The 7573-nt window shown below is 70.0% G+C and carries 8 protein-coding genes, 1 tRNA gene and 2 rRNA genes; 4 read left to right on the top strand and 7 right to left on the bottom strand.

All coding sequences use genetic code 11. The features are described from left to right. The 3 genes from JUB13_RS04115 to JUB13_RS04105 form a co-directional block, all read left to right on the top strand. Positions 1-95: ribosomal RNA gene (locus JUB13_RS04115) — 23S ribosomal RNA — on the top strand; the annotation flags it as partial. Positions 96-252: 157 nt separating this feature from the next. Beyond that, a 5S ribosomal RNA gene (gene rrf, locus JUB13_RS04110) occupies positions 253-368 on the top strand. 54 nt (positions 369-422) lie between these two features. Then, a tRNA-Met gene (locus JUB13_RS04105) sits at positions 423-499 on the top strand. 100 nt (positions 500-599) lie between these two features. Here JUB13_RS04105 and JUB13_RS04100 read toward each other — a convergent pair. From JUB13_RS04100 to JUB13_RS04070, 7 genes are read right to left on the bottom strand one after another with little or no spacing between them, the layout of a single operon-like run. Then, positions 600-1523 carry a vWA domain-containing protein gene (locus tag JUB13_RS04100; RefSeq protein WP_207477378.1) on the bottom strand — a complete coding sequence of 308 codons (924 nt, stop codon included), beginning with the start codon at positions 1521-1523 and terminating at the stop codon, positions 600-602. After that, positions 1520-1900, bottom strand: coding sequence for an FHA domain-containing protein (locus JUB13_RS04095; RefSeq protein WP_207477377.1), 381 nt, complete (start codon positions 1898-1900; stop codon positions 1520-1522). The genes JUB13_RS04100 and JUB13_RS04095 overlap by 4 nt, the downstream gene beginning before the upstream one ends. A gap of 3 nt (positions 1901-1903) precedes the next feature. Then, positions 1904-2833 (bottom strand): VWA domain-containing protein, encoded by a 930-nt coding sequence (locus JUB13_RS31760; RefSeq protein WP_207477376.1) that lies wholly within the window; start codon positions 2831-2833, stop codon positions 1904-1906. Positions 2834-2841: 8 nt separating this feature from the next. Further along, complete coding sequence (locus JUB13_RS04085; protein ID WP_207477375.1) at positions 2842-3657, bottom strand: MotA/TolQ/ExbB proton channel family protein; 816 nt, start codon at positions 3655-3657, stop codon at positions 2842-2844. 3 nt (positions 3658-3660) lie between these two features. Then, the gene (locus JUB13_RS04080) at positions 3661-4029 is read right to left on the bottom strand and encodes an FHA domain-containing protein (RefSeq protein ID WP_207477374.1); all 369 of its coding nucleotides are present in this window, start codon (positions 4027-4029) and stop codon (positions 3661-3663) included. A 28-nt stretch (positions 4030-4057) separates the two neighbouring features. Continuing rightward, the gene (locus JUB13_RS04075; protein WP_207477373.1) at positions 4058-6142 is read right to left on the bottom strand and encodes a protein kinase domain-containing protein; all 2085 of its coding nucleotides are present in this window, start codon (positions 6140-6142) and stop codon (positions 4058-4060) included. An 11-nt stretch (positions 6143-6153) separates the two neighbouring features. Continuing rightward, positions 6154-6636, bottom strand: coding sequence for an RT0821/Lpp0805 family surface protein (locus JUB13_RS04070; RefSeq protein ID WP_207477372.1), 483 nt, complete (start codon positions 6634-6636; stop codon positions 6154-6156). Positions 6637-6873: 237 nt separating this feature from the next. Here JUB13_RS04070 and JUB13_RS04065 point away from each other — a divergent pair, with 237 nt between their 5' ends. Next, positions 6874-7464, top strand: coding sequence for an outer membrane lipoprotein (locus tag JUB13_RS04065; protein ID WP_207477371.1), 591 nt, complete (start codon positions 6874-6876; stop codon positions 7462-7464). Positions 7465-7573: the final 109 nt, after the last annotated feature.

The raw sequence follows: 7573 nt of genomic DNA, 5'->3' as shown, positions 1-7573 counted from the left end.
AGGGCCGTGGAAGACCACCACGTCGATAGGGGGCATGTGGACGCATGGCAACATGCGAAGCTGAGCCCTACTAATCGCCCGATCGGCTTTATCGCCCGCCCCGCCATCCAGCTCGGACCCTTGGGTTCGCGCCATGGCAGGGACGCGCCGCGCGCAGCGGCAAGCCCGTCGCAGGGCGCCAGAGACCTCCCGCTCGAGAGCGGTCGCTTCACACAAGACCAGAGAGAACGAAGGACGAGCGCCGCCGGCCGGCCCGGTGGCCATAGCCGGGGGTGTCCCACCCGATCCCATCCCGAACTCGGCCGTGAAAACCCCGCACGCCAATGGTACTGCGTCTCAAGACGTGGGAGAGTAGGTCACCGCCGGGCCTGCCGGCGGCGCTTGTCCCCCCTCTCAGCTTCCCTCATCACGATCGCTTCTGACGCGGGGTGGAGCAGCCCGGTAGCTCGTCAGGCTCATAACCTGAAGGTCGCAGGTTCAAATCCTGCCCCCGCAACCAGATCCCGAGGCCCCGGTGGCGCAAGCCCCCGGGGCCTTTCTCTTTTGGCCCGGCGCGGAAGGGCAGGGGGCACGCAGGGCGTCCCGATCCGGGAGGCCCGCTAATCGACCATCACCGACAGCAGGAGGCTTTCGGTCAGGCTGCCCGTATGGTCGGTGAAGTTGCCCATTCCGGCGCGTGCCAGCCGGATGAAGAAATCCCGATCGGCGTTGCCGATGCTCAGGGAAGTCGGCGTGGTCACGAACAGCGCGGACACGGATCGGCCCTCGGACGCCGCCACGAAGGACCGGACCCGAGCCAGCGTTTCCGCCTGGACGTCGAGATGCGCCGCGGCGTCGCCGATCACGACCAGCGCCTGCTTCGCCGCGGGCCGGAACGGCATCGTCATCGCGTCCACCATGCCCAGGTGAACATCCTCCTGAACGGTCTTGCTGGAGACGGTGGAGGCCTTCAGGCGCTCGAGGAACTGGATGACGCGGCCGAGTTCCTGCCGCGTCGGCACCAAAGGCAAGGTAAGCACCGGGACGCCGCCGGTGTCCCGGTCGTTGTAGGCCACGATGCCCACCCTCAGGGACGGCACCAGCCGCTCGAGGATCCGGACGATACCGGTCATGGACCGCGTCATGTCGAAGAGCACCGGGGTCATGCTGGCTGTCGTATCCACGACGAAGACCAGATCGAAGGCCTCGATGATCTGCTGCCCGCTCGGGCTGGGCGCTGGCCGCGCTGCCGGCACGGCCGCGGCGGCGAGGGTATCCGCTTGGCTGCGGATGCTCTCGGCTTCCACGAGCAGGGCGGAGGCCATGGAGCGCTCCTCTTCCGCCCGGGCCTGGAGTTCGATGAGCTGGGCCAGGTCTTCCTCCGCGGCGATGCGCAGGCCCTCCAGGTCGGCCTGCAGGTCGAAGGCGTTGCGGTAGAAGGGCATGAGCAGCACGATCAGGAGGAGGAACACGCCGGTCGACATCGCCAGCACGTCGAGCGCCGATAGCGAGAAGATCGCGAACTCCCGGCGACCCTGCCTCATCCGTCCCGTCCTTCCCCGTCCAGGCGGCCGATCGCGAGGACGAGCCGCCCGAGAGACAGGGTCTGGCCCGCGCGCACAGGTGTGGGATCGAACGGCGCCAACTCGGCTTCGTCAAGGCGGGTGCCGTTCAGGGAGTTCAGGTCCTCGACATACAGCCGCTCCTCTCGCGTGCTGAAGCGGCAATGTCGCCGCGACACCGTGATCTCGTCGATCGTCCGGTCGCACAGCGCCGGATGTCGGCCCACCACCACACCGAGATGCGCGCGCGCCAGCTCGGTGTCCCCGATCACCAACCTGATCGGGATCGCAGCCCCGCGATCGCTCCGGAGGCACCACCCGCCCTCCAGAAGCTGCCGCGCATCCTTGCCGTCGAGCATGGTTCACTCCTTCGGCGGGGCGTCCAGGACCGACAGCAGGATGCTTTCGGCGATGGCCCCGCGGTGCTGCCGGAACTCGCCGCCCCCGGCCTCGGCGAGCCGTTCGAAGAAGGTGCGTCCGGCTCCGTCCGCGCCGGTGTAGATCGCGCGGACGGAGCCGCCTGCGTTGCGAAAGCCGGACGCCAGATCAAGGGTTCGCTGCGCTTGCGCCGGATGCGCGGGGGCGTCGCCGATGACGAGGATCTGCCTCTGGACCCCGTTCCTCCATGCCATCGCGGTTGCCTGGGCCAAGGCGCGGTAGACTGCTTCGGGCGGATCTCCGCCGGCTTCGGCCCGCAGGCGCTCGACAAAGTCGAGGACCCCTGAAAGGGTTCGCCCGTCGATCCGGCCGAGCGGGAGGGCGCGGGTGACGTAGGCCTCCCCATCGTCCCTGTACGCCACGACGCCGATCGACAGCGAGGCGGCCATTCTGTGAAGCACGCGGACGATGCCGAGCAGGCCGGCCTGCAGGTCCTCGAGCTCGTCGCGCATGCTGCCTGTCGTGTCCAGCACGATCACGAGGTCGAGGTCGGGGATCGACAGGCCCGTTCTCGCCCGTGTCGGGATCGCAGCCGGCGGGGCGCCCACGGCGGCCCGCCGCGCCGCGTCTTGTCGGGCCGCGGCGAGCTGCCGCTGCGCAGCGAGCAGGGCCCCCTCGGCGTCCTCCCGGGCCGCGCGCGCCGCGATCAGCCGTTCCTTGTATAGCGCGAGCTGCTCTGCGGTTCGGGCGGCGTCCTTCGCGGCACCTGCGACTTCCGCCTCGAGCGACGGCTGCTTCAGATAGTGGGGAAGCAGCACGAAGGTCAGCAGAACGAAGACTCCGAGCGCCGAGGCGAACAGATCCAGCGCCGACACGCTCATGAATTCGAAGCTGTTGCGGATCCGGCTGCGCACGGCGCCGATCACTCCGTGAAGAGGCGATTGATCAGGTTGTCGAGGCAATATTGGCCGACGGCGTTCAACGCCTCTTCCTCGTACCGCTGCACGAGGTGCTGGTGCAGGACCAGCACGGACGACATCGATAGCGCGAGCAGGGTCGTGTCGAAGGCGACCGCCATGTGCCTCGTCAGATCCGCAAGCAGCCTCGGATCGCGGAGGTCGGCCGTGCCGGCATAGTTGAGAGCAAGCGAGATGCCCAGCACAGTGCCGAGGAACCCCAGCGTCGGTATCGCCCAGATCACGTAGCGCACCAAGGTGTAGCGCAGGTCGATCTCGTGCTGGAACAGCTCGAGGGTCGAGTTGAGGATCGTGCTCGCCTGGTCGACCTTCCGGTTCGTCTGGAACTGGACGACCACCCGATGGATCAGCCGCGGCAGCAGGCGCGGCGGGCGCCGCTCGCGAAGGGCGCCTCGGGCACCGGCGTAGATCCGTCTGAGGTCGGGTGCCTGGAGAATCGTGCTCTCGTCTTCGGGCAGCAGGCCGCGCCGGAGCTGCGCCCTCTCGGCGCGGGCCTCCCGAGTCCGCACCAGGAGTTCGCCGACGCCGAGGCCGAAGATCAGCCATTGGATGTTCTGCACCGTCACGGGCCAGGTCGATCGGCCGCGGTCGAGCAGCATCGTCGCAGCCCAGTCCGGAAGCCAGGCATTGCCGGCGACGATGACCAGCACGCCCGCCAGGATCCCCAGCGCGTCGATGAGGAAGTGGTCGAGGAGCCCGCCTCTCCCGGCCGCATGCCCGTCAAGGTCGACGTCGTCATGCGCGCGATCGATGGACGCCATGGCTCAGCCCCGTCTTCGGATGATCTCGCCGGTCAGCGGGTCCCGCTCCACGCGGCCGCGCGGCAGGCTCGTTCCCCGCCCCGGACCCGCGGCGACGGACTCGGGCGCCACCGAGGGCAGGACGTCGGCGAGGAACAGGACGTGATCGCCAACCCGGACTGGGTCCTCGGCACGGATGAAGTCCTGCCGGATCGGCTCCCATCGGCCGGAGCCGTCGGCGGCAGGGCGCCAGGTTCCCGTCGTGGTCCCGCAATCGGTGACGTAGAGACGGCCGTCCTTTGTGGCGACGACCTCGGCATGGTTCTCGGCCACCGACGGGTCGGCGATCACGACGTCGGCGAACGGGCTCCTTCCCACCAGATAGGTTTCCAAGCACGCCTCCTTCCGCCCGCCCGATGCTTCAGGGCTGATCCGCCTGGACGATCTGCGGCTCCCGCCCGTTGCCCTCGACGATGCTGTCGGTCGTCTCGGCCGTGACCCGCCTCAAGGCGACGAGGCCGTGGCCGGCATTGGCTCCGATTTGGGTGCCGTCGACCGTGCCGCGCGTGGCTTCGAGCAGCAGGACGCCATGCTCGCCGTTCTCCCGGACGATGCTTGCGACCACCCGGACGGCGCCCATCGACGTGACGACGACGCCTGAAAGGCTGTTCCCCGCGACCAGGACCCTTTCGAGGTCCGCCTTCCCGGCATCGCGGATGAACACCCCGGCGGCCTGCGAGCCCTGGACGACGCTGTCCGCGATGGCGGCCTCCGCCGCCCCGGCGATCTCGATGCCAGACGCGCCGCTGCCGGCGATGGTGGAGCCGAGGATCCGGCCGTGCGCGCCCTCGGCGAGGAACAGACCCGCTTGGCCCGTGCCGGTGATCGTCGTCCGGTCCAAGCTCACGGCCGCACCCCCGCGCGCCAGGACGCCGGCTTCGCCGGCGTTGCGGATCTCGCTATTCGCGATTTCGACCCTCGACCCGGAGGCGACAGAGATCGCGGCGCCTCCGCTGTCGGAAACGACGCTGTCGAGCATATTCGCGTCGCCACCGCGGGCGACGGCGACGGCGACCCCCGCGGGTGCCGAGATCGCAAGCCCGGCGAGCGTGGCATGGCCCTCCAGGATCTCGAGGCACGGCGCGGGCGCGGCCCCTTCAGCGCCCCTGAGCACGAGGCCCGAGAGGCGGGCCGTCCGCGCGCTCACGCGGACGCAGTGGCCGGTCACAGGACGGATCTCCGGGCGTTGGAGGCCGCCTGGCGCCCCGAGGATCGTCACCGGGCGTTCCACGGCGAGGCTCTCCTCGTAAAGGCCCGGGCGGACGAGGATGGTCGCCCCGTCGCGGGCGTGCGCCAGCGCCTCGCTGATGGTTGAGGCGTCGCCTGCGCCGGCCTGGTCCACGAGCCATTCGTCCTTCAGGAAATACTGGTGGTACAGGTGGGCCGCCCATGCGGACACGCCCGCGGCCGTCCCCAGCACGAGGGCGCCGACAACCAGCCTCGAGCGTCTCCGGGACCGGGGCCCGGCACCGCGTGCGGTAACGGCTCCTGCCGGCGCGGACACGTCCGACGCCGATCGGCGCCGGACCAACAGGGTCGGCGCCTCGTCGTCCGTCCGTTCCGCTGCCGCCTTCACGGCGGCCGCCCAGTCCCGGACCGACCGAGGGCGATCCTCCGGAACTGGTTCGAGGGCCCAGTCGATCACGGCGCGGAGGGCGAATGCGAAGTCGCGGTGCCCTGCCTCGGTCGCCGCGGGCAGCGGAACGCCCTTGGCCCGAGCGTCGGCGGAGATCGGACGGCGGCCGGTCGCGACGCGGTAGGCGACGGCCCCCAGCGAGTAGACATCCGACCACGGGCCGATCGTGCCGCAGCCGCGGTCGTGGCACTCCGGCGCCGAATAGCCCATGGTCAGCGCGCGGGCGCCATCTTCGTCCCGAGCGGCCTCGATGGTCCTCGCCGCCCCGAAGTCGACGATGACCGGACTGCCGTCCGGCCTGATCATGATGTTTGAGGGCTTCAAATCGCCGTGCACGAAGCCCTGGTCATGGACGGCGGCCAGAACGTCGGCGAGTCCCGCCAGGATCTCGACGAGTTCGGACTGCGCGATCCGGTCGCCGCGCCCAAGGAGATGCCGCTCCAGGTCCACGCCCTCGACGAGTTCGAGCACGAGGCAGAAGGGCGGCCCGTCAAGCGTCGTGACGAGCCGGGGCACACCCGGATGCGCGAGGCGGCGCAGCACCTCGGCTTCCTCGCGCAGGCTCGCCTCGGCCGGACCTTCGCCGGTGCCGGGATCATCGCCGTGCGCGTCCGGTCGGGCGCATTTGAGCGCGACGGTCTCGGCGGTGTCGACATCGGTCGCGACATAGGTTCGGCAGGAGCCGCCGAGCCCAAGTCCCCGCTCGACCCGGTATTGGCCGATACGCCGGTTCCTCGGCAACGCGTCAGGCGCCGTCTGGGGAGTGGGGGCGAGGCTCGATCCGGCGTTGGCTGGCTCCGGGGTTGGCATCGCCGCCTCGGTCAAAGTTGCGACTGCTTCGGGAGGGTGTAGGTCGGCGGCTTTCTCGCCGGCACGGGCCAGGCGGCCACGACATCGTCGGGCTTGGCAGCCGTCCCCGCGGTGACATCCGCAGGCGGCGGCGAAGCGCCGCCGACGTCCGGCCGGGGCCGCTCCGGTGCGGCAGGTGCGGCATCGGTCCGCTGTTCCCTCTCCAGGACGTCCCATCGCCCAGGCGCGACCCGGCACCCCGTGCCGGCGAACTCGGACGAGGCTCCGCGGCCCTCGGTCGTCCTCGTGAAATCGCGGCATGGCTGCTGGCCGCGGTAGTGGGTTCTCTCGATCCGAAGCGTTCCGGACCGTCCCGTCTCCGGATTCGACCAGGGTACCTCCATGCCGGTCCGCTGGGTCTCCAGCATGTCGTTGAGGATCGGGAGGAAGACGTCCGCGTCGCGAGAGTCGGAGGGCGAGGGCTCCGCCGCACCCGCCGCCGTCACAAGGACCATCGCGCCGGCGGCAAACGCCGGCAGCCATCGGCTTCGATCGATCGCATCGGCCCGCGGACGCATGGTGGCCCCGCAGTCGCGTTAACCATAATGAGCTTACGTCTGCGGTGACTTGGTGTCTCGCGTTTTCCAGCGCGTCCGGATAGCCTGAATGGCAGGCCAGGAGGGTTAGCTATGAAAGCAGCGCCCCCGATCCTCGGCGCGGTCCTGCTCCTGTGCGGTTGCACCGCGTCGAGCATGAACACCTACGAGACCGCCGATGTCGGTCGGGTCCTGGAAACCTACGAAGGCACCGTGGTCTCGTCGCGCCCGGTGAACGTCGCCGGCCAGCCGGGCGGCTTGGGCCCGGGAACACTTGCGGGCGGTGCGCTGGGCGCCGGCATCGGCCTGCAGTTCGGACAGGGGCGCGGGAACGACTTGGCGACGATCGTTGGGGGGCTGATCGGCGCCGGGGCGGGCTATCTGGCCGAAATGACAGCGAAAAGCCGGCCGGGCATCGAATACGTCGTCCGCACCGCGGACGGGCGTGTCGTGACGCTCGTGCAGAACCGTGGCCAGGGGGAGGAGGCGATCGCGCCGGGCACGGATGTCCTTATCCAATACGGGAGTGCCTACACCCGTGTGATCGGGAAGCCGCGGCTCGATACGGCGACGGACGACCGTTGGATCGACCCAGACGAAGCCGGATCGAGCGGCAGTCTGGGCGCGAGCGGAAGCACCGACGTGACGAAGGCGGATCCGCTGTCCCCGGGCGGTACGCCCGGCAGCCTGCCGCCCGGCCGTCCATGGCCGCAGCGGACGTGGCCGTCGCCGGGACAGCAGCAGTAGCCGCATCTCAGGCGGATGACAGTCGGCCCGTCGCCGGGGGCTCGGTTTCCCGTGGATGCGGGCAGGACCGGTTCGCCGGGCGTCCTGCTTGTCCCGTCGCGGTTCCGCT

The organism is Arenibaculum pallidiluteum, from assembly GCF_017355985.1.
In the GTDB taxonomy this organism is placed as follows: domain Bacteria; phylum Pseudomonadota; class Alphaproteobacteria; order Azospirillales; family Azospirillaceae; genus Arenibaculum; species Arenibaculum pallidiluteum.
Note: the sequence above shows the minus strand (reverse complement) of the source record. Positions and strands in the feature narration are given on the sequence as shown.

Coding starts and splice junctions, on each gene's coding strand:
- JUB13_RS04095 (WP_207477377.1), bottom strand. CDS start 1,900: ATGCTCGACGGCAAGGATGCGCGGCAGCTTCTGGAGGGCGGGTGGTGC.
- JUB13_RS04085 (WP_207477375.1), bottom strand. CDS start 3,657: ATGGCGTCCATCGATCGCGCGCATGACGACGTCGACCTTGACGGGCAT.
- JUB13_RS04100 (WP_207477378.1), bottom strand. CDS start 1,523: ATGAGGCAGGGTCGCCGGGAGTTCGCGATCTTCTCGCTATCGGCGCTC.
- JUB13_RS04070 (WP_207477372.1), bottom strand. CDS start 6,636: ATGGTCCTTGTGACGGCGGCGGGTGCGGCGGAGCCCTCGCCCTCCGAC.
- JUB13_RS04075 (WP_207477373.1), bottom strand. CDS start 6,142: ATGCCAACCCCGGAGCCAGCCAACGCCGGATCGAGCCTCGCCCCCACT.
- JUB13_RS04065 (WP_207477371.1), top strand. CDS start 6,874: ATGAACACCTACGAGACCGCCGATGTCGGTCGGGTCCTGGAAACCTAC.